This window comes from Nonomuraea lactucae, assembly GCF_003313395.1.
In the GTDB taxonomy this organism is placed as follows: domain Bacteria; phylum Actinomycetota; class Actinomycetes; order Streptosporangiales; family Streptosporangiaceae; genus Nonomuraea; species Nonomuraea lactucae.
Genome location: NZ_QNFZ01000292.1, coordinates 1 through 19,823, shown reverse-complemented (window position 1 = coordinate 19,823; position 19,823 = coordinate 1). Strand labels below are relative to the sequence as shown.

The window sequence follows — 19,823 nt, the reverse complement described above, 5'->3', positions numbered from 1 at the left end:
ACATATATCTCGATGTCAAGATAGTAGACTCGAGCCATGACGCAGGATGCCCAGGACGAGGTCGATCGGCTCGTAGCCGCTTGGCGGACGGAGCGCCCCGACCTCGATGTCGAGCCGCTCCAGGTGCTGTCCCGGGTGTCACGGCTGGCCAAACACCTCGACCGGGCCCGGCGCGCCGCCTTCGCCGAGCACGATCTGGAGCCGTGGGAGTTCGACGTCCTCACGGCCCTGCGGCGGGCCGGCAAGCCGTACGAGCTGAGTCCGGGCGCACTGCTCCGCGCCACGCTCGTCACGTCCGGCACCATGACCAACCGCATCGACCGCCTCGCCCAGGCCGGCCTCGTCGTCCGCCGCCCCGACCCGGAGGACCGGCGCGGCGTGCTGGTGTCGCTGACGGTGACGGGGCTGGAGCGCGTCGACGCGGCCTTCGCCGACCTGCTGCGCAGGGAGCGGGAGCTCCTCTCCGGCCTGGGCCCCCACGACCGGCACACCCTCGCCGGCCACCTCCGCACTCTCCTCGCCCCGTTCGACAAGTAGCCGGGCCACAGCCGGGCCGGGGCCGGGCCACAGCCGGACCCCACTCGGACAGCCCCACACCACTGGCCCACTCGCACAGGGCCCATCCGCACGGCCCCGGTCGCACAGGGCCCATCCGCACGGCCCCGGTCGCACAGCCGGCCCGCCTGCCCAGGGCCCGCCCGCACCCGCGAGCGCCGGGGGCGCAAGAGTCGGGTGGCCCGAAACCGATCAGTCGCCCAGGCGGTCGGCGACCTCCAGCCACTCGGCCTCGATCGCGTCCTTCTGACCCAGGAGGTCGCGCAGCTCGGCGTCCAGGGAGCCGAGCCTGGCGTAGTCGCTCGCCGCCTCCGCCATCGCGGTGTGGAGACGGGATTCCTGGTCGCCGAGCTTGTCGAGCTGGCGTTCCAGGCGGTTGAGCTCCTTGCGCAGCTCCCGCTCCTCCTTGGCAGACAGCCCGGTCGGCTCCGACTGGCGCTGTAGCTCCGCCCCTGCCCCGGACTGCGACCGCGGTGCGGGCTGGCCCGCTCCCGGCCGATCCGGCACGCTGGGCGCGGCCGACCCGAGCCGGGCCGTGACGGCGGAGCCCGCCGCCCGGCGTTCCAGGTATTCGTCGACGCCACCCGGCAGCAGGGACAGCCTGCCATCGCCGAGCAGCGCCACCGAACGGTCGGTCACCCGCTCCAGGAAGTAGCGGTCGTGGCTCACCAGGAGCAGCGTGCCCGGCCACCCGTCCAGCAGGTCTTCGAGCTCGTTGAGCGTCTCGATGTCGAGGTCGTTGGTCGGCTCGTCGAGCAGCAGCACGTTCGGGTCGTCCATGAGCAGCCGCAGCAACTGCAACCGCCGCCGCTCGCCGCCCGACAGGTCGCCGACCACCTTCCACTGCGCGTCACCCTTGAAGCCCAGGCGTTCGAGCAGCTGGGAAGCGGACCACTCCTTCTTGCCGACCTGGATGTACTTGCGGATCTCCTCGACCGTCTCCAGCACACGCCGGGCCGGGTCGAGCTCGGCAAGTTCCTGCGACAGGTGCGCCAGGCGTACCGTCCTGCCCCTGACCACGCGCCCCGAGTCGGGCGAGACCGTACCGGCGAGCAGGCGGAGCACCGACGACTTGCCGGAGCCGTTGACGCCGATGAGCCCGATGCGGTCGCCCGGCCCGAACTGCCAGGTGATCCGGTCGAGCACCAGCGGCCCGCTGCCGGGGCCGCCGGCGTGGAGGGTGACGTCCTCCAGGTCGTAGACGGTCTTGCCGAGGCGTGCCGTGGCGAACTTCACGAGCTCGACGCTCTCGCGGGGCGGCGGCTCGTCCGCGATCAGAGCCTGCGCGGCCTCGATCCGGAACTTCGGCTTGGACGTACGGGCGGGAGGCCCGCGCCGCAGCCAGGCGATCTCCTTGCGCATGAGGTTCTGGCGGCGTTCCTCGGCTGCCTGGGCGATGCGTGCCCGCTCCGCCTTGGCAAGCACATAGGCGGCATATCCCCCCTCGTACCGCTCGATCCTGCCGTCCACGACCTCCCAGGTCCGGGTGGACACGGCGTCGAGGAACCACCGGTCGTGCGTCACCACCACGAGCGCGCTCTTCCGCGCGGCGAGGTGCCCCGCCAGCCAGGCGATCGCCTCGATGTCGAGGTGGTTGGTGGGCTCGTCGAGCATGATCAGGTCGTGCTCGTCGATGAGCAGGCGGGCCAGCGCCGCGCGCCGGCGTTCGCCACCGGACAGGTCGCCGGCCTTGGCGTCGAGGTCGAGGTCCCCGATCAGGCTGGCCAGGATCTCCCGTACGGCCTGGTCTCCGGCCCACTCGTGCTCCGCCCGTCCACCCAGCACGAGCTCCCGGACGGGGATCCCGGGATCGAGCTCATCCTGCTGCGACAGGAACCCGACCCGCAGGCCCCGGGTGTGCGTCACCCGCCCGCCGTGGGGCCTTACCTGCCCTGCGATCACCGACAACAGCGTGGTCTTGCCACCGCCGTTGCGCCCCACGACACCGATCCGCTCGCCGGCGGCCACGCCGAGGGAGACGTCAGTGAGCAGCGGCTTGGGCCCGTAGGCATGGGAGACAGACTCGAGATTGACCAGATTCATGGCCTTCCAAGGGTATCGGCAGCAGGGAGCTCGTGGGGTTGCCCACGTATCGCTCCCCTGCGGGGGTCCGGATACGCCCGTCATGACCCATCCCCGGTCGGGAGTGATCTGTGTCCCGCCTGCGGCCGATCAGCCGGCCTGCGTTGTCAGCAGCCCGCCAGCGGTACGGGCGGCCCGAGCGGCGACTCCGAGGATGCCCGAGGTGATGAACGTGCTGCCCGCGGCGAGGTCGCCCACCACATGCAGGCGCGGGTCGGCAGGGGCGAGTCCGCCTGATGGGTACAGCGCGGCCAGCCCGTCGGCGAGGAGGGACGTGACCAGTTGCTCGGCCGCGCGGGGTACCGTCTGGGGAGGCGGGTTCAGGGCGTTGACGACGACGTCGGCGTTCAGGTCGCCGCCGTCGCCTCGCACCCGGAATCCTCTCTCCACCGCCTCGATCTTGCGTACACCCGGGGCCGTGGTGAGCTGCCCGGAATCGAACAGTCCCAGTAGGGCCGCGGCGTTCACCGGCACCATCGGCGCGGCCACGCTGGTGGCCAGACGGAGGTGGCGGCGAAGCCATCCGCGGTCGGACTCGGGCAGCAGCCGCCACGCGTACGGGGCGACGGTGTATGCGCTCTGCTGCAGCACGCGCCGCCCGATCCTGGGATCGTCGACGGCGGCCAGTTGCGCCCGCAGCCATTGTACGGGCTCCTCGGACCTGGCCATCAGCAGCTCGGCGGTGAAGCCCGCGAAGTCCTCGCCCTTCTCCGCCAGTTCGGCGCGGAGCAGCCCGACGAGGTCGTCGAGGGTGACGCCGCCGTGCTCGCGGCCCAGCGCCTCCACCCGCTCGACGGTCACGTGCCTGGGCCGGTAGTCGAGGGGGCGCTGGTAGACGTGGGGGAGCATGCCGGTTCGCGACACCAGCGCGATCCGCCCGGCATGGCCGCGCGCCGCGAGCGACACGGCCACATCCACAGCGGTCAGCCCGCTGCCGATCACCGCGACGTCGGCCCCAGGCTGGACCTGGTCGAGCGTGGACGCCAGGGGATAAGGATCGCCCACGAACCCGGGGGCACCGCCCAGGCCGTAGTGGTCCTGCGGCGTCCCCCCGCCCACGCACAAGACCACCTGGTCGGCCATGTGCTCGTGCCCGTCCTCGGTGTACACCGCCAGCCGGAGGCCGCGGGAACGGGTCACCGCGACAATCCGGGCGGCGACGACGCGGGTCCGCCAGCCCCGCCCACGCAGTGTGGCCAGGGCGGTCTCGGCGGTGCCGGCCAGGTACTCGCCGTAGAGCCCGCGGGGCACCAGTGGCTGTCCGAACAGGTCGTCCATGTGGGTGGCGGCACGCTCGGCACCCAGCCAGGAGGAGTAGTGCCCGGAGTCCAGGTGGCGGATCGACATGGCTGCGGGCGGGACGTTGACCAGCACTCTGTCCAGATCCGGCCCATACGGGCGCCCCCGCCACAGGTGCGTGGACGGCTCGAACACGGTGACCTCTCCCGTCTCCTCTTCGCTGACGGCCAGCGCGTCCAGTAGGCCGACCGCAGCGGCGCCGGCTCCGACGATCGCGATACGCATGACGTTCTCCCGTGTTTCGTCAAATAGGGCCTTTCGAGTCTCGTGAGGGCTGGAACGATGCTCCATCCCCCGCTTGCGGGGGAACGCGAGGAATGACCCCCTCAAACGAGGGGTTGGCGAGGGAGGAGAACGCGGGCAGGCTGACCGGCGTGCAGCCTTCTGAGGAGCCCATGAGAACGGCTGCACACGCCAGGAGGCTCGATGATCCACCCGCACCGCCACACCGAGATCCTTTCGGCCGCCGAGCGAGCCAACAACGCGCTGGACCTCTTCAGCCGCGCCTCGGCCAAGCTGAGGCGGCAGATGCCGTTCGACTCGGCCGTGTGGGCCGCCACCGACCCGGAGACGGGTCTGGTCACCGCGCCCATGCTGGTGGAGAACCTCGGCTCCGGCGAAGGGTGCGCCGACTACTGGGAGAGCGAGCTCCTGGAGGAGAACGTCCTGCCGTTCCGTGACCTCGCCCGCGCCGCCGTCCCCGTGGCCGGCCTGCGCGCGGCCACCGGCGACCTGCCCGAGCGCAGCGCCCGCTTCCGCCGCCTGCTCGGCGGTCAGGGCGTGGACGACGAGTTGCGGGCCGTGCTGCGGACCGGCGACCGGCCGTGGGGCGTGGTGAGCCTTTTCCGCATGCGGGGAGGCCCGGCGTTCGGCCCGCACGAGGTCGCGCTGCTCGCCGACCTGTCCGGCCCGCTCGCCGATCGGCTGCGCCGTTTCGCCCGTCCGTCCGAATCGGACGGCGGGCCGGGCCCCTCCGCACCCGGCCTGCTGCTGTTCGACGTGTACGGCGAGGCGACGTCGATCAACGAGGAGGCCCGGCGGTATCTCGCGCTGCTGCCGGACGGACCGTCCATTCCGTCGACGCTCGGGCTGAGGCTGCCCATCTGGCTGATCGGCACGGCTCTGCAGGCGCGGGCCATCGCCCGAGGTCGCGATCGCGGCAGCGCCCGGATTCGCATCCGAACCCTCGACAGGCAGTGGCTGACCTGCCACGCCTCATGCCTGAACGGTCCCGGTGGGCAGCCGGGTCCGATCGCGCTCGTCATCGAGCCCGCCGCCCCCGGCGACCTGGCGGTCATGATCGCCCAGGCATACGGCCTGACGCCGCGCGAGTTCGAGGTCGCTCAGCTCGTGGCACGGGGCCTGCCCACCACAGAGATCGCAGCGGCCCTGTTCATCTCCCCGCACACCGTTCGCGGTCACCTCAAGGCCGTCTTCGGCAAGGCGGAGATCTCCAGCCGTGGTGAGCTCGTCGGACGGCTGTTTGCCGAACCCTACCGGCCGCCGCCGCGCCAATGACAGCGCCCGGGCGCGCGATGACCAGTTGCGCCGCCGGGCCAGCGCCAACTGCTCGGCCTGACCGACCCCACCACCCCACCCCCGCAACGCACCGCCGCCCCTCCACCCCCCAGCAGGGCGGCCACAGCGTTATCGCGGCTTGTTGACCTCTTTTCGCAGGTCAGAGCGAGGTGATCTCTTCTGGCAGATGAGGCATCTGGCCCGGCCTTCTAGGCATGTTGCATCGAAAGTGTGTCCAAGTGTTTCGGCCGAGACGCCTTTCTGTCGCCGAACGTCTAGAGGTGGTGGTGCTGTGGGCGCCGATCAGCCGATGACAGCGACTGCACGACAGGCCCTGACACGGCTCAGAGGCAGGTGATACGTCCACTGCTCTCACCTCTTGCGAGCGGGACGGATCTGGCACAACCGCACCACCGGCCGACCCATCACCCGGCCGCCCTTTCAGGAGGGGCGGGGGCCTGGGACGGGGCCGTGGGCTGCGAGGGCTGTGCGGCAGCTGGGCAGCTGGGACAGGGTCGTGGCCAGATGTCCGGCGTGGTCGGCGTCCGAAGCGAGGAACGCGCAGGTGGGGCCAGAGCCGGAGACGATGACGCCAAGCGCTCCTGCGGCCCGGCCTGCCTCCAGGGTGTGCGCCAGTTCTGGACGCAGGCTGAGGGCGGCGGGCTGGAGGTCGTTGGCGAGGCGGGCGCCGAGCGTGGGGGCGTCACCGGTGCGCAGGGCCGCCAGCAGGGCGTCGTCCACCTGCGGCCACGGCACCTCCGCGCCTTCGGCCTCTCTGAGACGATCGCACTGGGCGTAGACGTCGGCCGTGGACAGCCCGCCCTCGGCCACCGCGAACACCCAGTGGAAGACACCGCCCGTCGCGAGCTCGCTCAACTGCTCGCCACGTCCCGTGCCTATGGCGGTGCCGCCCATCAGGGAGAACGGCACGTCGCTGCCCAGGTCACCGGCGATCTCCAACAGGTCCTCGAACGGCAGCCCGAGGCCCCAAAGCTCGTTGCAGGCCACGAGCGCACCCGCCGCGTCGGCGCTGCCCCCGGCCATGCCGCCCGCCACCGGGATCGATTTTTCGATGACGAGATGGGCCCCATAGGTGCGACCGGCATGCTTGGCCAGTGCCCTGGCGGCCTGGATCGCCAGGTTGCCGTCGTCGACCGGCACCTGGTCGGCCCACTCGCCCACGACCGAGACCGTGATGGAGTCGGACTCCTTGGCGACCACCTCGTCGAAGATCGACACGGCGTGGAAGACATTGACCAGATCGTGGTAGCCGTCGTCTCGGAGCGGTCCCACGGACAACTGCACGTTGACCTTTGCGGGCACCTGTACGGTCACCGAACTCATCGCTCTTCTGCCACTTTCATTGCCGCGGGGGTCGAGGACACCCGATGCTATACGGGCCCCGCTTCCCCGCCACGCAATTCCCGGAGAAGTGGTGGACTGTGGTGGCTCCGCCCGCTGGAGTGATGCCCGTCTACCCGGAAATCCCCAGGTTGGACGCAATCTACCCGTATACGTGAGTCTGCGAGCTTCGGCTTGAGGCGGCGCAGGGCTTTGTCGGCCTGCGCGATGTTGCGGGTATGTGGGTGGTCTACGCTGCCCACCGCCCAAGAGGCTCAGGGCCCTCCTGCTGAACGTCGCGGGGGGGTGCCAGTGAGTCTGTCAGGTGACAGGTGCTCGAGAGGCTGAGTGCTTACGCGCGCATGCGCCCTTTGCAGGCTTTCCGTGTAGGGAGTGGGCAGCGAAGGACCGTGGCTCGTTGGGGGGCGCGGGGGCGGAGGGTTGGGTTATCCGGGGCGGACGGCGCCGCGGTAGAGCGGGCGATAGTACGCCGAGTCGATGAAGCGGGTCGTCTTGACCACGTCACCGGTCTTCGGGGCGTGGACCATGATGCCGTCGCCCAGATAGAGGCCAACGTGGGTGGGGTCGCCGGTGCCGCCGCCGAAGAAGACGAGGTCGCCCTTGCGCAACTCGCTCACCGGAATCCGACGGCCGTGGCGGAACTGCGAGCCCGTGTAGTGGCCTAGCTTCACTCCTGCCTTGGACCAGGCGTAGAGGGTCAGGCCGCTGCAGTCGAAGCCTGTGGTGGACGCGCCCCGGCCTATGCCTCTGGTGGGGCCCGCAGGGGAGCCACCGCCCCAGGAGAACGGGGTGCCGAGATGGTCGAGGGCGGCGGTTGCCGCGAGGTCGCCTTTGGAGGTGAGGTCCGTCGGTTTTCCTTCGGGGGCGGGACTCTCCTTCGTGGTGGAGCCCTTAGGAGTGCGGTCGCCTCTGGAAGCACGGTCGCCCTTGGGAACCCGGTCGCCCTTAGGAGTCCGGTCGCCCTTGGGAGTCCGGTCGCCCTTGGGAGTCCGGTCGCGGTTGAGAGGGCGGTTGGGGGTGGGGTGTGGGTGCTTTGGGTTGCGGTCCTTGGGCTCGGCCTCAGGGGCCGTGGGGTGCAGGGGTGTGGGGTCAAAGGTTGGGGTGGTCGAGGGGGCGTCCGTGTGGCGGGGATCCGTGTTTGCCTGGCTGAGGGTGGTGTCTGCCTGGTCCTGCCCTGTTGGAACGATCGCGTGGGTCCATACGTGGTGTAGGAGCGTGGAGACAGTGGGGTGAGAGTTGATGTCCCGGACGCCTGCTCGGAAGAGGGCCGCGGCCAGAGGTGAGGCGTCCGCGCAGGCCTCCTGAGGCAGGGACACGTGGATCCGGATCAAGGGCCGGCGTCTCTTGGCGGTGCCGGTGACGGGCGACGTGTGCCAGCCGTCCAGTTGCACGGCGTATGCGCGGGGGAGCGTCAGCGTGCCGCGGCAGGGACCGGGGACGGGGTGATGGCCGCGTGGTTCTGCCGCTTCGGCCGTGCCGGGGAGGGCTGTGAATCCTGCCAATAGGCCGCCGCCGATCGTGATGGACATGCGGGACAGCCGGGAGAGGGAGCGTGGGCTCATGGGGGCCTCCAGTGCCGGTGAAGGAACGGAGGCCCCAGAATCGTCCGGCGGGCCAGGTGGCCGGGGCGCCGAGCGCGGTTCTGTGGAGGAGGTTGAGTTTTCCACAGCCAAACGGGTGACCTGGGGCTTTAGGGCTGGGCCGCTCACTGCCGCCCGCTGTCGTTCCCGCTCACCCCAGGCCGGGCCGCCGACAGCCTCGGCTTGATCGCCGTCCTGGCCGCCATCAAGGTCCGCATCCCCATCGGCCGACCCCGTACCCGACCGACTCACGCGGAGGTCGCCCCAACCGCCACGACGCAGCCTTGTGCAAGGAACGCAACGCGGCCGAACGCTGCATCAACCGGATGAAAGAGTGGCGAGGGCTGGCCTTCGGCTTCGACAAGACCCCTGAAAGCCACCTCGCCGGCCTTCACCTGTGAGGAGCAATCTCATGGTCCCGCCAGAGCAGGCCGTGAACCGTCCCGCGAAAGCGGTCGCCGCCTCGTGAACGCGCGTCAGATCGTCAGAGTCCGTCCGTGAGCAGATGACGTTGTCCGCGCGCGGATCCTGCCCCGCCGGGGTGACCAGCACCCAGGGAGACTCCTCATAGGGGTCGGGCTCCCAGCTGTACACGTGCTCCTACAGCCAGTCACCAGTGGCATCATCCATGTCTGAGTACGCGATCCCCGTCTCATCCAGGTGCCGTCCGACGGCATCCTCCCCGGCGCTGCCCTTCACCGCACTCAGGGTGTAGGTGAGCGGGCCGAGGTACGCGTTCGCGGCCTCGTTGAGAGAGCTTTAGGGGTTGCGCAGGCGTATCTCCTCGCCGGTCCATTCCACGGCCCGGATGCAGCTTTCGTCGATGCGGGTCCTGGCCTGGCCGCCGCGCTCACTGGGCCGCCAGGTGTCGTCGAGCCAGGCTCGCGCGTCGGCGGCGAAGGTTCCGTGGGGGGTGCCGGTGGGCGGCCTCACCGTCCAGGCGCTGCCGCCTCGTGCGATGACCAGGTCGCCGTCGCCGGTCTGGTGGAGCGTCACGGTCGGCACGCGTTCCTGGAGGAGGCTGAGAGGGACGACGGCGGCGACGCGCCGTCCGTCCCGGACGACATAGGTGATCTCCCCAGCGTTCACCGCTCGGTCGACAAGATCGTCAAACTCGCCGCGCCCCTCGCGGGAAATCCGGGTCTCGCCCACTCACGATCAAGAGCGTATCGGCCGCACACCTGGTTGCCGGTGAGCGTGCTCCGGTCGTGTGCTTGGTGCTCGACGGGGTGAGCGTGCTCCGGTCGTGTGCTTGGTGCTCGACGGGGTGGGGGCGCTGCGGCGGCTCGGAGGGCGGGGTGGGGTGGGGTGTCAGGGTTTGTTCTCGGCGATTCGGGCGAACGTGGTCACGTCCAGTTGCTCGCCGCGGGCCGAGGGGTCCACTCCGGCCGCCCGCAGCGCCTCCTCCGCTTGTGTGGGGCTGCCCGCCCAGGAGGCCAGGGCGGCTCGGAGGGTCTTGCGCCGCTGGGCGAACGCCGCGTCGATCACCGTGAAGACCTCTTCCCGGGACGCGCTGGTGGGTGGTGGGTCGCGGCGCGTCAGCGAGACGAGGCCGGAGTCGACGTTGGGCACCGGCCAGAAGACGGTACGGCCGACGGGTCCGGCCCGGCGCACGTCCGCGTACCAGGCGGCCTTCACCGACGGCACCCCGTACACCTTGGAACCCGGACCGGCCGCCAGCCGGTCGGCCACCTCCGACTGCACCATGACGAGGCCCTTCCGCAGCGAGGGCAGCGCCTCCAGCAGGTGCAGCACCACCGGAACCGCCACGTTGTACGGCAGGTTGGCCACCAGGGCGGTGGGCTCGGAACCCCCAAGGTCCGACGGGGAGATCCTCATGGCGTCGGCCCCGATCACGGTCAGCCTGTCGCCGAGGCCGCGTTCCTCCACGGTCAAGGGGAGCTGGGCGGCCAGCACCGGGTCGATCTCGACGGCCACCACGTGCCTGGCCGACGACAGCAACGCCAGGGTGAGCGACCCGAGACCGGGCCCCACTTCGATCACGACGTCTTCCGAGGACAGGTCGGCAACCCGTACGATTCGGCGGACGGTTCCCCCGTCGATCACGAAGTTCTGTCCTAGTCTTTTCGTTGGACGAAGATCTAGCTTGTCCGCCAAAATACGTATTTCTGCCGGGCCCAACAGCCTCATCATCCAACCAGTCTCCCGCATCGAAGAACGTGCGATGGCGAACGGGGGGAGCAGAGGGGAGGATGGCGTGGAACAGGAAGGGACATCCCTGATGGAGCCAACGGGCGCCGCGCCGCTCCGCCCGACGGACCTGCGGGAAATCGGTCCATACCGGTTGCTCGGACGCCTGGGAGAGGGCGGCATGGGCACGGTGTTCCTGGCGCGGGCGCCCACGGGACGGTTCGTGGCGGTCAAGGTGGTGAAGGTGGAGTTCGCGAACCAGGAGGGGTTCGCGGCGCGATTCCACGGCGAGGTGGAGAACGCCCGGAAGGTGGCGTCCTTCTGTACGGCACAGGTGCTCGACAACGGCAACACCGGCGACGGCCGGCCCTACATGGTGACCGAGTACATCGCGGGCCTCCCGCTGTCCGGGCAGATCACACAGCACGGGGCGCTGGATCCAGGGCCGCTGCACGGCGTCGCGCTGGGGGTCGCCGCCGCGCTGGCCGCCATCCACGTCGCCGGGTTAGTTCACCGCGACCTCAAACCGGCCAATGTCATCCTCTCCCTCTCCGGGCCACGGGTGATCGACTTCGGCATCGCGCGGGCGCTGGACAGGGAGACCGGGTTCACCATGTCCGGTGAGCTGCTCGGCAGTCCGGGCTGGTGGGCGCCCGAGCAGGTACGCGGCGAGACGGTCACCCCCGCCGCCGACATCTTCGCCTGGGGCTGCCTGGTGGCCTACGCGGGCAACGGGCGCCACCCGTTCGGCCGCGGCGACGCCATCACGCTGGCCTCCAGGGTGCTGCACACGCCGCCGGAGCTGGGCGTGCTGCCCGCGCCGCTGAACGAGCTGGTACGGCTGGCGACGTCGATGGACCCCGCCCAGCGGCCCACGGCACAGGACCTGCTGATCGCGCTCGTGGGAGGCACCTCCCCGGCCCGCACCGCCGCGGCGGACCCGCCCACGCTGGTGGCGAACGACCTGCTGGGCGACTGGGAGCCCCCGCAGAGCGTGGTGGACGAGCCCGACATCACGGCCACGTTCGCCACGCCTCCGCCCGGCGACATGGTGACCAGGAGTCCTGGACCAGAGCCTGCCACGGGTGACGCGCCTGATCACAACACGCTGCCGGACGGGAGGGCGCTGCGGCAGACGCAGCCGCCCGGGCAGACCGACTCGACGCGGCGGGCAGGGGCGAGCGGCGCGGCGCCCCAGCAGGAGCGGGCCGCTGCGCAGGACAGCTCGGCGCAGGTCCCTGCGACTGCGGTGAGCGAGGAACAGGGCAACCGCGGACCGACCGGCAGGCAGGGGCCGACCAGCAAGAAGGAGGAACTGGCGCGTAGGGAGGAGCTGGCTCGAAGGGAGGAGCTGGCCGCCAGGGAAGAGCTGGCCCGCCTGGACGCCGAGGCACAGGCGATCGTCCAGGCACAGGCCCAGGCGCACGCGGAGGCTCAGGCGCAGGCCGAGGCGCGGACACAGGCCCAGGCGCAACCCCAGGCACAACCCCAGGCGCAGGCCGAGGGGCGAACACGGGCCCAGGCACAACCCCAGCCACAACAACCACAGGCACAGGCGCGGGCACAGGGCCACGCAGAGGCACTGGCGCAAGGACAAGCGCGGGCACGGCGGGAGAATGCCCAGTCCGGCCCACAAGGGCAACCGATCCAGCAGGACCGTGACGCCCTCTCCACCGTCCCACCCCAGCCCGAGCGCCCGCGCGGCACCCGCTGGCTGATCGCGGCCGCCGCCGCGGTGCTGGCCATCGCCGTCACCGCCGGGGTTCTGATCATCACCTCTGGCCGCGGCGTGACGCCGTCCCCCCGTGGCCAGACCGTCTCCCCGGTGGCCCGGCAGCCGAACGACCTCGGCCGCAGGTTCCCCCTCGGCGGCGCCTTCGACGACCCGCAACTGATCGTGGCGGCGGCTCCCCAGTGCGGCCTCAAGGAGTTCGAGGGCACGCGGCAGACCCAGGGCCAGCTCTGCGCGGTCCGCTGGTCGATGATCAACCCGGGCGGTGTGCCTCGGGAGATCGGCCGCCCCGTCGTGACCCTCCAGGACGACCGGGGCGGACGCCACGACCCCTCACCGGTGACACTCCCCGACGTCATCGTCCCCGGGGGCCGCATAGACCGCGTCTTCGTCTTCGACCTGCCCCTCTACCGCAAACCCATTCAACTCACCGCGACCCTTCTCCAAGGTGGTCGCCAGGTCGAGGTGAGGTTGTCATGATCCGGGCGACGCTCCTGGCGCTCCTGCTGGCGGCGGGAACACTGGTCCACGGGACCGGCGCGACGGCCGCCGCCTGCGCGGGACCCGCCGACTTCGACGGTGACGGCGTGGAGGACGTGGCGGTCGGCGACCCGTTCGCCGACGACGACAAGGGCGCCGTGCACGTGGTCTCCGGCGGGAAGGTCGTGCCCGTCACGGTGCCCGGCCTGGCGCAGGGCGACGGTTTCGGCTGGTCGGTACGGCTGGCGAAGGTCGACGGCGACGCCTGCGCCGACCTGGTCGTCGGCGCGCCGTTCACGGACGTGCGGGGCAGTCAGGACGCGGGCGCCGTCTACGTGGTGTACGGCGGGAGCAGCGCGCCTCCGAAGCAGCTGTACGCCATCGAGCCGCAGCGGGACGCCCACTTCGGCTGGTCGCTGGCGGCCAAGGGCAGCCTGGTGGCGATCGGCGCGCCGTACGAGGACGAGGCGCAGCGGTCCGACACCGGCGCCCTGTACATCCGCGAGGGCGACGGCCCGCTGCGCAGGATCAGCCAGGATTCGACGGAGGTTCCCGGCAACGGCGAGGTCGGCGACCAGTTCGGCTGGTCGCTGGCGATGGGCGCGGGCAACCAGCTGATCGTCGGCGTGCCGTACGAGAACGACGACGGCGCGGGCCGCCAGGTCGGCGCGGGCAAGATCGACTCGGGCTCCGTCGTCTCCATCAAGGACGTGCTGGCGCCGAGGCTCGAGGGCGTGAAGGTCGACTCCCCCACCGCCGCGTCGGGCGACAGGTACGGGTACGCGCTCGCCTACGCCGAGGGCGCGGGGCTCGCGGTCGGCGCGCCCGGTGCCGGCTACGTGGATCTGCTCGACGCGAAGCTGGCCTCGAAGAGGAAGGTACAGCAGGGCGGCAAGCAGGCGTTCGGCTTCTCGCTGGCCGCCTCCCCCGACGGCAGGCTGGCCATCGGCGCCCCGTACGGCGGCGGCGTGCGACTGGTGTCGTTCCGGGACTCCGGCGAGGACCGCACGCTCCCGTCCCAGGGAGACCTGTTCGGTTACGCCGTGGCGTTCAGCGGCAACAAGATCTACGTGGGCCGTCCGGACGCGGCGCCGTACGGGCAGGTCGCGGTCGCCGGCCGAAACGCCGACGACCTGCGGCCCGTCCAGCCGCCCAAGGGCGCGGACTTCGGCATGTCGCTGAGCGGATAGCCCAGGTGGTTGTTCGCGCCCCGTGGGTAGGGGGTGCGCATGGCATCGCTCATGGATCGGGTGCGCGCGTACCTGCGCAGCCCTCACGGCAGGCAGACGGTCGACAAGGCCAAGAGGATGGCCGGCGACCCGGACAACCAGCGGAAGGCCCGGCAGTTCCTGGACAAGCTCCGCTCACGGCGTCACCACCACTGACCAGCGCCCCCGACGGGGCTACCAGGCGCCGAAGACCGTGACGCCGTTGGCGTCGATGGCCTCGCAGAGGCTCTCCGGGCGGATGCCCTTGACCTCCGCCAGGCAGCGCAGCGTGAGCGGGATCAGGTAGGGGGCGTTGGGCCTGCCCCGGTGGGGCACCGGCGGGAGGTAGGGGGCGTCGGTCTCCACCAGCATCAGCTCGGCCGGCGCCACCCTGGCCGCCTCGCGCAGGTAGGAGGCGTTCTTGTAGGTGACGGGGCCAGAGAATGACATGAAATATCCGGCGTCGGTGCATTTCTTGGCCAGCTCGGCGTCCCCGGAGAAGCTGTGGAACACCACGACCGGCGGCGCCCCCTCGGCGGCGAGCACCTTCAGCACGTCGTCGTGGGCGTCGCGGTCGTGGACGACCAGCGCCTTCCCCGCGCGCTTGGCGATCTCGATGTGCGCCCGGAAGCTGGCGTGCTGGTCGTCCCTGCTCGCCCAGTCACGGTAGTAGTCGAGCCCCGTCTCCCCCACAGCCCGCACCTCCGGCCGCCCGGCCAGCGCCTCGATCTCGGCCAGCGTCTCGGGGCTGGCGGCGTGCGCCTCGTTGGGGTGCACGGCCACCCCGGCGTGGACGCGGTCGTGGACCGCCGCCACCTCGGCCCCCCACGTGGACGACGGCAGGTCGTAGCCGATCGTGACGAGCCCGGTCACGCCGACGGCGCGGGCGTCGTCGAGGATGCCGCGCACGGTCGTGGACGCGGCCTGGGCGGCGAGCGCCACCGGGTCACCCGATGACGCCTGCCGGTCGCCCACCATGATGTCGAGATGGCAGTGGCTGTCGAACACCGGGGCCGCGAGCGGCTCCGGGGCGGCGGGAAGCTTGGTCATGTGCGGTCACTCGCCCAGCCGGGCCAGCTCCTCGTCCACGACCTTCGGGTCGAGCTTCTTGAACAGCGGCACCGGCGGCGCGAGCGGGGTGCCCGGCCGGACCGGCCGGTGCTCCCAGCGGGCGGCCCCGTCGTACTGGCCGGTGATCACCGGGTAGGACTCGCCGCCGTCCTCGTCGACCTCCTGGATCTCCGGCATGCCCGACCAGACGCCCTCGCCGCCGAGCATGGTGTGGACCTTGTTGGACGAGCTCGGCAGGAACGGCGTGAGCATCGTCTTGCAGTCGTCGACGACCTGGAGCGCGACGTGCAGGATCGACTTCTGCCGCTCGGGGTCGTCCTTGAGCTTCCACGGCTCCTGCTCGGCGAGGTAGCGGTTGGCGTCGCGGACCACGTCGAACGCCTCGTTGATGGCGTTCTTGAACCGGGAGCGGCCCAGCTCGGCGCCCACCGGGCCGAAGGCGGCGCGCGAGCGCTCCAGCAGCCGCCGGTCGGCGTCGGTCAGGTCGCCGGGCTCGGGCACCTGCCCGAAGTTCTTCGCCGCCATCGAGATGGACCTGTTGACCAGGTTGCCCCAGGCGGCGACCAGCTCGCCGTTGTTGCGGTTGACGAACTCCTGCCAGGTGAAGTCGGTGTCCTGGTTTTCGGGGCCGGCCACGGCGATGTAGTAGCGCAGCGCGTCGGCGTCGTAGCGCTCCAGGAAGTCGCGCACGTAGATGACGACCTGGCGCGAGGAGGAGAACTTGCGGCCCTCCATCGTGAGGAACTCGCTGGAGACCACCTCGGACGGCACGTTGAGCGCGCCGAGGGAGCCCGGCCGCCCGTCGCGCGAGCCCTGGCCGTTGTAGCCGAACAGCATCGCCGGCCAGATCTCGGCGTGGAAGACGATGTTGTCCTTGCCCATGAAGTAGTAGCTGCGGGCGTCGGGATTCTGCCACCACTGCCGCCACGCGTCGGGGTCGCCGGAGCGCCTGGCCCACTCGATGGACGACGACAGGTAGCCGATGACCGCGTCGAACCACACGTACAGCCGCTTGTTGGGCTGGTCGCGCCAGCCGTCGAGCGGGATGGGCACGCCCCAGTCGAGGTCGCGGCTGATCGCCCGCGGCTGCAGGTCGCCGAGCAGGTTGAGGGCGAACTTGAGCACGTTGGGCCGCCACTCGCCCTGCTTGGACTGCAGGTAGGAGCCCAGCACCTCGGCGAAGGCGGGCAGGTCGAGCATGAAGTGCTCGGTCTCGACGAAGACCGGGGTCTCGCCGTTGATGCGGCTCCGGGGGTTGATCAGCTGGATCGGGTCGAGCTGGTTGCCGCAGTTGTCGCACTGGTCGCCGCGGGCGCCGTCGTAGCCGCAGATGGGGCAGGTGCCCTCGATGTAGCGGTCGGGCAGGGTGCGCCCGGTGGACGGGGAGATCGCCCCCATCGTGGTCTTGGGGAAGACGTAGCCGTTGGCGATGAGCCCCTTGAAGATCTCCTGCGTGACCGCGTAGTGGTTGCGGGTGGTCGTCCGCGTGAACAGGTCGTAGGAGAGCCCGAGCCCGGTCAGGTCCTCGGCGATCACCCGGTTGTAGCGGTCGGCGAGCTCCTTGGCGCTCACGCCCTCCTTGTCGGCCTGCACCTGGATGGGCGTGCCGTGCTCGTCGGTGCCGGAGATCATCAGCACCTTGTTGCCCGCCATCCGCTGGTAGCGGCTGAAGACGTCGGACGGCACGCCGAAACCTGAGACGTGCCCGATGTGGCGGGGGCCGTTGGCGTACGGCCACGCGACGGCGGTCAAGATGTGCTGGGACATAGCCCCAAGCCTACGGCGCGCGACCGGCCACCTCGAACCGATTAGATCAGTGCGTCCGCGACTCTTCGCGCGAGACCGCCTCGGCGGCCTCCTCCGCGGCCTTGGCGGCGACGTCCACGGACGACTCGCGGGTGCGGCGGATGCCCAGGATGCTGATGAACAGCGACGCGAAGATGGTCTGGAAGCTCATGATGAGCGCGGTGGCGGCGGGCACCACGATGCGCAGCGACTCGCGCGGGTCGAGCTCGCCGAAGCTGCGGATCTGCCAGTGGACCAGCGACATCACCAGGCCGACCAGACCGGCCACGGCCAGCAGGCCGCCGACCACGAGCCCCTTCTCCAGGGTCACGATGTCGATCAGCTTGCGGACGCGCGCCGACTCGGGCAGGAACCCCTCCTCGGCCGCGTAGACCTTGGTGAACAGCGCGAACAGCGCCGCCTGGAAGCCGATCACCACCGCCGCCGAGGCGCCGACCAGCGTGTCGACGTCGAAGGCCAGCTCGCCGATCTCCACCGGCCCGAAGGTCAGGGCGGTGCCCGCGACCAGGCCCAGCACCATCAGCAGGATGCCGGGATAGAAGAACAGCCACTTGGGGCTGTAGAGAAGCAGGAAGCGCAGGTGGCGCCAGCCGTCGCGCCAGGAGCGCAGGTGCGGCGGGCGGGAGCGGCCGTCGGGCGACAGCGTCGTGGGCACCTCGCGCACGTCGAGACCCGACAGCGTGGAGCGGACCACCATCTCGGAGGCGAACTCCATGCCGCCCGTCTGGAGGTGCAGGCGCAGGATCGAGTCGCGCCGGAAACCACGCAGGCCGCAGTGGAAGTCGCCGATGGCCGAGGGGAAGAACAGCCGGCCGACGAACGACAGCACCGGGTTGCCGAGGTAGCGGTGGAGCGGGGGCATGGCGCCGGGCGCGATGCCGCCCTTGAAGCGGTTGCCCATCACCAGGTCGGCCCCGTCGCGCAACTGCTCCACGAAGGGCAGCAGCGCGGTGAAGTCGTAGGAGTCGTCGGCGTCGCCCATGATGACGTACTTGCCGCGCGCGGCGCGGATGCCGCCGATGAGCGCGTTGCCGTAGCCCTTCTCGTCGATGTGGACGACCCGGGCGCCGGCGTCGCGGGCGAGTTGCTGCGAGCCGTCCGTGCTGCCGTTGTCGGCGATCAGCACTTCGCCGTCGATGCCGTACTCATCCATGCAGGCCAGCGCCTTGCGGACACAGACTTCCACGGTCTCGGCCTCGTTGAGGCAGGGCATGACCACCGTCAGTTCCACGTCTCAACCCTTCCGTCAGGACACTTCCAGCACACCATCATGCCCTGTGCCCAGACTCGGTCGCGTCAAGACCATGAAACGGCTGGCATTCTTTACAGCATGGTGAGTGTCGCGGAGATTACCCGTGTGGACCACTCCGCCCCTGGCCGGACGGCACGCGTGCTGTCCTTCCTGCGCCGTCATCGGGTGTTCGCCGCGGCCTTCGCCCTGGGCGGGGTGCTGCGGCTGATCGCCATGCTCGGTTACGGCCCGGCGATGTGGTTCAACGACTCGTACGAGTACGTCTCCGTCGCGCTGCACCCGAGGCCGCATCCGATCCGGCCCGACGGCTACGGCTTCTGGCTGCTGACGCTCAAGCCGTTCCACAGTTTCACGCTGGTCGTGTTCACCCAGCACCTGATGGGCCTGGCCACGGCCGTGCTGATCTACGCGCTGCTGCGGCGGAAGTTCGCGCTGCCGAAGTGGGGGGCGACGCTGGCGGCGGCGCCGGTGCTGTTCGACGCCTACCAGATCCAGCTCGAGCAGATGATCATGTCCGACACGATGTTCACGCTGCTGGTCGTGGGCGTGATCACACTGGTGCTGTGGCACCGGCGCATGTCGTGGCGGGTGGGCGCGGTGGTCGGCCTGCTGCTCTCGCTGACCTGGCTGACCCGGTCGATCGGCCTGCCGATCCTCGCGCTCGTGGTGCTCTACCTGCTCGTCAAGCGCACCGGGTGGAAGCCGATCGCGGCCGTGGTGGTGGCCTGCGCGGTGCCGATCACGGCCTACATGAGCTGGTTCGCGTCGAGCGTGGGCAAGTTCGCGATGACCAACAGCGACGGGCTGATCCTCTACATGCGCACGGCGATCTTCGCCGACTGCAACAAGATGAACATCGACAAGTACAAGGAGATCCACCTCCTCCTGCTGTGCATCAACGACCCCGTGGACCAGCGCAAGGACTACGCGCAGTGGTATCTGTGGGGCCAGGGCGGCGGCGGCACCGGCACGGGCGAGGTCCTCCACCGCTGGGGCACCGGCAAGAAGTTCACCGACATCACCAACGAGGCCGCCAGCGCGTTCGCCACGCGGGCGATCATGTCGCAGCCTGGCGACTATCTGCGCGTCGTGGGGCGCGACTTCCTCCGCTCGTTCCACTGGGGCCGGCCGCGCTTCCCCGACGAGCAGACCTACAACATGTACCAGTTCAGGCCCTACTACGACCTGGACGCCTACGGCCGCCCCAAGCGGCTGCCCAACTGGCCCGCCTACCAGGGCCGCACCGACACCGACGCCTTCGCCTACGAGCAGGGGCCGCCGGAGACGCGCATCGTCTCCCCGTGGGCCGACATCATGAGCGCCTACCAGAAGGTGTTCTACCTGCGCGGGATCATGCTGGGCGGCATCCTGCTCATCGGCCTGTACGGCATCGCGGTCCGCTGGCGCACCCTGGGCGGGCCGGTGGCGCTGCCGTGGCTGGCGGCGTTCGGGCTGCTCCTGGCCCCGGCGGCGACGGCCGAGTTCGACTACCGCTACGTGCTGCCGGCGGTGCCGCTGGCCTGTGTCGCGGCGGCCATCACGCTGCGCCGCGGCGTCACTTGGGCGCGCCCTCTACCCAGGAGCGCATCAGCATCCGGGCCCACCACCCGGCGTGCGTCAACTGCTCGCCCACCAGCACCGGATGCAACCACCAGAAGTTGACCAGCACGACGAGCGCGAGCGCGCCCACGGCCGCGGCCCCCGCCGCCCGCCGGGCGGGCGGGGCG

Annotated in this window: 15 protein-coding genes and 1 pseudogene; 7 read left to right on the top strand and 9 right to left on the bottom strand. The window is 70.6% G+C overall.

Features of this window, described 5'->3' with window-relative positions; all coding sequences use genetic code 11:
* Positions 1–36: 36 nt before the first annotated feature.
* Positions 37–537 carry a MarR family winged helix-turn-helix transcriptional regulator gene (locus DQW85_RS20920; RefSeq protein WP_113701985.1) on the top strand — a complete coding sequence of 167 codons (501 nt, stop codon included), beginning with the start codon at positions 37–39 and terminating at the stop codon, positions 535–537.
* Positions 538–747: 210 nt separating this feature from the next.
* Here DQW85_RS20920 and DQW85_RS20915 read toward each other — a convergent pair whose 3' ends face one another.
* Together DQW85_RS20915 and DQW85_RS20910 are read right to left on the bottom strand one after the other, a co-directional pair.
* The gene (locus tag DQW85_RS20915) at positions 748–2,598 is read right to left on the bottom strand and encodes an ABC-F family ATP-binding cassette domain-containing protein (protein WP_113701984.1); all 1,851 of its coding nucleotides are present in this window, start codon (positions 2,596–2,598) and stop codon (positions 748–750) included.
* A gap of 129 nt (positions 2,599–2,727) precedes the next feature.
* Entirely contained in the window at positions 2,728–4,161 is a 1,434-nt protein-coding gene (locus DQW85_RS20910) for an FAD/NAD(P)-binding protein (RefSeq protein ID WP_113701983.1), read from the bottom strand.
* A gap of 201 nt (positions 4,162–4,362) precedes the next feature.
* On the opposite strand from DQW85_RS20910, the gene DQW85_RS20905 reads away from it, so the two are divergent.
* Positions 4,363–5,454: a helix-turn-helix transcriptional regulator gene (locus DQW85_RS20905; protein ID WP_113701982.1), complete on the top strand. Its 1,092-nt coding sequence runs from the start codon at positions 4,363–4,365 to the stop codon at positions 5,452–5,454.
* 441 nt (positions 5,455–5,895) lie between these two features.
* On the opposite strand, the gene DQW85_RS20900 is transcribed toward DQW85_RS20905, so the two are convergent.
* Positions 5,896–6,798, bottom strand: coding sequence for a 4-(cytidine 5'-diphospho)-2-C-methyl-D-erythritol kinase (locus tag DQW85_RS20900; RefSeq protein ID WP_113701981.1), 903 nt, complete (start codon positions 6,796–6,798; stop codon positions 5,896–5,898).
* A gap of 443 nt (positions 6,799–7,241) precedes the next feature.
* A complete protein-coding gene (locus DQW85_RS45960) occupies positions 7,242–8,378 on the bottom strand; it encodes a C40 family peptidase (RefSeq protein ID WP_240197321.1) in 1,137 nt (378 codons plus the stop codon).
* A 147-nt stretch (positions 8,379–8,525) separates the two neighbouring features.
* On the opposite strand from DQW85_RS45960, the pseudogene DQW85_RS47005 reads away from it, so the two are divergent.
* Positions 8,526–8,797: pseudogene (locus DQW85_RS47005) on the top strand (hypothetical protein); the annotation flags it as partial.
* A 358-nt stretch (positions 8,798–9,155) separates the two neighbouring features.
* On the opposite strand, the gene DQW85_RS20890 reads toward DQW85_RS47005, so the two are convergent.
* Both DQW85_RS20890 and rsmA read right to left on the bottom strand, forming a co-directional pair.
* A complete protein-coding gene (locus DQW85_RS20890) occupies positions 9,156–9,485 on the bottom strand; it encodes a hypothetical protein (protein ID WP_162795163.1) in 330 nt (109 codons plus the stop codon).
* Between the two features lie 222 nt (positions 9,486–9,707).
* Positions 9,708–10,547 carry a 16S rRNA (adenine(1518)-N(6)/adenine(1519)-N(6))-dimethyltransferase RsmA gene (rsmA, locus tag DQW85_RS20885; protein ID WP_420819171.1) on the bottom strand — a complete coding sequence of 280 codons (840 nt, stop codon included), beginning with the start codon at positions 10,545–10,547 and terminating at the stop codon, positions 9,708–9,710.
* A 91-nt stretch (positions 10,548–10,638) separates the two neighbouring features.
* Between rsmA and DQW85_RS47000 the strand changes: the two genes are divergently transcribed.
* Genes DQW85_RS47000 through DQW85_RS45955 form a run of 3 tightly spaced genes read left to right on the top strand, consistent with a single transcriptional unit; the run spans position 10,639 to position 14,144 of the window.
* On the top strand, positions 10,639–12,759 hold the full coding sequence (locus DQW85_RS47000; protein ID WP_240197320.1) for a serine/threonine-protein kinase: 2,121 nt from the start codon (positions 10,639–10,641) through the stop codon (positions 12,757–12,759).
* Positions 12,756–13,949: an FG-GAP and VCBS repeat-containing protein gene (locus DQW85_RS20875; protein WP_113701978.1), complete on the top strand. Its 1,194-nt coding sequence runs from the start codon at positions 12,756–12,758 to the stop codon at positions 13,947–13,949. The genes DQW85_RS47000 and DQW85_RS20875 overlap by 4 nt, the downstream gene beginning before the upstream one ends.
* A 39-nt stretch (positions 13,950–13,988) precedes the next feature.
* Positions 13,989–14,144, top strand: a complete 156-nt coding sequence (locus DQW85_RS45955) for a hypothetical protein (RefSeq protein ID WP_205315273.1) — start codon at positions 13,989–13,991, stop codon at positions 14,142–14,144.
* A gap of 18 nt (positions 14,145–14,162) precedes the next feature.
* Here the strand turns inward: DQW85_RS45955 and DQW85_RS20870 are convergent, their stop codons facing one another.
* The 3 genes from DQW85_RS20870 to DQW85_RS20860 are packed head-to-tail and all read right to left on the bottom strand — an operon-like array spanning position 14,163 to position 18,075.
* Complete coding sequence (locus tag DQW85_RS20870; RefSeq protein WP_113701977.1) at positions 14,163–15,017, bottom strand: TatD family hydrolase; 855 nt, start codon at positions 15,015–15,017, stop codon at positions 14,163–14,165.
* 6 nt (positions 15,018–15,023) lie between these two features.
* Positions 15,024–16,805: a methionine--tRNA ligase gene (metG, locus tag DQW85_RS20865; protein WP_113701976.1), complete on the bottom strand. Its 1,782-nt coding sequence runs from the start codon at positions 16,803–16,805 to the stop codon at positions 15,024–15,026.
* Between the two features lie 46 nt (positions 16,806–16,851).
* Positions 16,852–18,075 carry a glycosyltransferase family 2 protein gene (locus tag DQW85_RS20860; RefSeq protein ID WP_205315272.1) on the bottom strand — a complete coding sequence of 408 codons (1,224 nt, stop codon included), beginning with the start codon at positions 18,073–18,075 and terminating at the stop codon, positions 16,852–16,854.
* A 99-nt stretch (positions 18,076–18,174) separates the two neighbouring features.
* Here DQW85_RS20860 and DQW85_RS20855 point away from each other — a divergent pair, with 99 nt between their 5' ends.
* On the top strand, positions 18,175–19,758 hold the full coding sequence (locus DQW85_RS20855; RefSeq protein ID WP_240197324.1) for a hypothetical protein: 1,584 nt from the start codon (positions 18,175–18,177) through the stop codon (positions 19,756–19,758).
* Positions 19,759–19,823: the final 65 nt, after the last annotated feature.